The sequence below is a fragment of the Aeromicrobium sp. genome, from assembly GCF_036676885.1.
Classification (GTDB): Bacteria; Actinomycetota; Actinomycetes; order Propionibacteriales; family Nocardioidaceae; genus Aeromicrobium.
In genome coordinates, this window is sequence record NZ_JAKFCB010000202.1 from 1 (window position 1) to 2,332 (window position 2,332).

3 protein-coding genes and 1 pseudogene are annotated in these 2,332 nt (G+C 69.3%); all 4 read right to left on the reverse strand.

Translation table 11 applies throughout. The features are described from left to right. On the reverse strand, nucleotides 1-863 hold an 863-nt coding region (locus V6M46_RS09440; RefSeq protein ID WP_332664144.1), incomplete at its 3' end, for an alanine--tRNA ligase-related protein. Beyond that, the gene (locus tag V6M46_RS09445) at nucleotides 863-1,138 is read right to left on the reverse strand and encodes a DUF6167 family protein (RefSeq protein ID WP_332664146.1); all 276 of its coding nucleotides are present in this window, start codon (nucleotides 1,136-1,138) and stop codon (nucleotides 863-865) included. The genes V6M46_RS09445 and V6M46_RS09440, both read right to left, overlap by 1 nt. Continuing rightward, nucleotides 1,135-1,590 (reverse strand): hypothetical protein, encoded by a 456-nt coding sequence (locus V6M46_RS09450; RefSeq protein WP_332664147.1) that lies wholly within the window; start codon nucleotides 1,588-1,590, stop codon nucleotides 1,135-1,137. The genes V6M46_RS09445 and V6M46_RS09450 overlap by 4 nt, the downstream gene beginning before the upstream one ends. A gap of 96 nt (nucleotides 1,591-1,686) precedes the next feature. Next, nucleotides 1,687-2,332: pseudogene (locus V6M46_RS09455) on the reverse strand (replication-associated recombination protein A); the annotation flags it as partial.

The following is a 2,332-nucleotide window of genomic DNA, read 5'->3' on the forward strand; positions in this document are numbered from 1 at the left end:
CCGCTGCGGACGTGGTCGGCGACGACGCGGAAGCGTACGTCGTCGGTGTGGTCCTTGCCGTACGTGCGGCCGGAGATCTCCGAGGCCCTCTCGATGACGGGGTAGACCTCGTCGATCTCGTAGAGATTGCCCTTGCCCTGCAACAGGTAGGCGACGCGCTCGAGGCCCATGCCGGTGTCGATGTTCTTGTTGGGCAGGTCGCCGAGGACGTCGAACTGGTCCTTGGCACGGACGTTGGTGATCTCCTCCTGCATGAACACGAGGTTCCAGATCTCGAGGAAGCGGTCCTCGTCGACGACCGGGCCGCCGTCGGGCCCGAACTCCGGACCACGGTCGACGTAGATCTCGCTCGCGGGGCCGCCCGGGCCCGCCACGCCCATGTGCCAGTAGTTGTCGAGCAGCCCACGGCTCTGGATGCGCTCGTCGGGCAGGCCGGCGATCTCCTTCCAGAGGCTGCGCGCCTCGTCGTCCGAATGCAGCACCGTGACCCAGATCGAGTCGGGGTCGAAGCCGAGCCCGCCGTCGTCGACCGAGCTCGTGATGAGGTCCCACGCGTGGGTGATGGCGCCGGCCTTGAAGTAGTCGCCGAACGAGAAGTTGCCGTTCATCTGGAAGAACGTGCCGTGGCGAGTGGTCTTGCCGACCTCCTCGATGTCCTGCGTACGGACGCACTTCTGGACGCTCGTGGCGGTGGGCCACGGCGGGGTCTCCTGGCCCAGGAAGTAGGGCTTGAACGGCACCATGCCGGCGTTGACGAACAGCAGGTTGGGATCGTCGAAGAGCAACGGCGCCGAAGGCACGACGGCGTGGCCGGCGTTCTCGAAGTGCGCGAGGAATCGGCGGCGGATCTCCGCGGTCAGCATCAGGTGTGGTCCTTCGGGGTGTGCTCGGCCTCGAGGCGGAGCAGGTCGGTGTGGTCAGCGGGGGCGCCGGACAGCTGGCGAGCGATGTCGCGCTCGCGAGCCTCCATGCCGTCTCGCAGCTCTGAGCTGAACGCCCGCCAGCCGAGCCCGAGGGCTGCGGCCTGGTCGACGAGACCCGGCGTGGAGAGCCGGTAGGCGGCTCGGCGCGCCTTGACCGAGGCGTAGAGACCGGCCGCGGAGCCGGCCACGAACCAGATCGCGCGCGATCGCATCATGATCCCCCCAGCCATTCTTCGGAGGGCGGGGTGGGGCGCCCCGCGCGTACGGCGCGACGGCCCGCTTGAAGTCGTTCTCTGCGGCGGCGACGGTATTCGCGGCGCATCATCGCGCGGATGCGGTCACGGCTCTCGGCGCGCAGCGCGTGCGCCACCCCATGGGCGACGATCGAGAGGCGTACGCCGGGGCGGCCGAGTGCGGTGTTGACGACCTGCTGCTGCGACGGAGGCACGATGAGCCGGCCCTCGACGACGCGGGGCTCGAGCTCGGCGTGGACGATCGGCGAGTCGAGCAGGACGACGTCGGTCGATGGCCGCTCGGTCACGGTCTCAGCAGGCGCCGGTGGCGCCTGCGCGATGCGGCGCGCGGCGCGTACGGCGATGACGGCAGCACCGATCGCCACGACCGCGACAACTGCGGTCGCAACGAGGATCCAGAGCTCCGCCGACATGCCCACGAGCCTATCTCGTCACCCCACCGAGCAGCGCGGGCCCTGAGCGAGGTGACGGCCGCAGCGAGCACCCGGTCGAAGTTGACGAGGTGGGTGTCAACGGTCGCGCAGAATGGCCCGGATCACGGCAAGACGCTCACCAAGTCGCGCCTCGAAGCCGTGTTCGCTCGGTTCGTAGTAGGTCTCACCGTCGACGTCGTCGGGCGCATACTGCTGGCCGACCACTCCGCGGACGTCGTTGTGGGGGTACTTGTAGTCGTGACCGTGGCCGAGGTCCTTGGCGCCCGAGTAGTGCGCGTCGCGCAGCGCGGGCGGGACGGCACCAATCTTGCCGGCATGCACGTCCGCCTGCGCACGGTTGATGGCCGTGACGACGGCATTGGACTTCGGCGCCGACGCCAGGTGGATCACGGCCTGGGCCAGTGGGATGCGCGCCTCCGGGAAGCCGATCATGGCGACGGCCTGCGCCGTGGCGGTGGCCAGCGGCAACGCCGTCGGGTCGGCCATGCCGATGTCCTCGCTCGCATGGATCATCAGCCTGCGGGCGATGAATCGCGGGTCCTCCCCCGCCTCGATCATCCGCGCGAGGTAGTGCAGCGCTGCGTCGACGTCGGACCCTCGGATCGACTTGATGAACGCGCTGATGACGTCGTAGTGCTGGTCGCCCTGGCGGTCGTAGCGCACCGCGGCCTTGTCGACGGCGAGCGCGGCGTCCTCGACGTCGATCTCAGCCTTGCCCTGG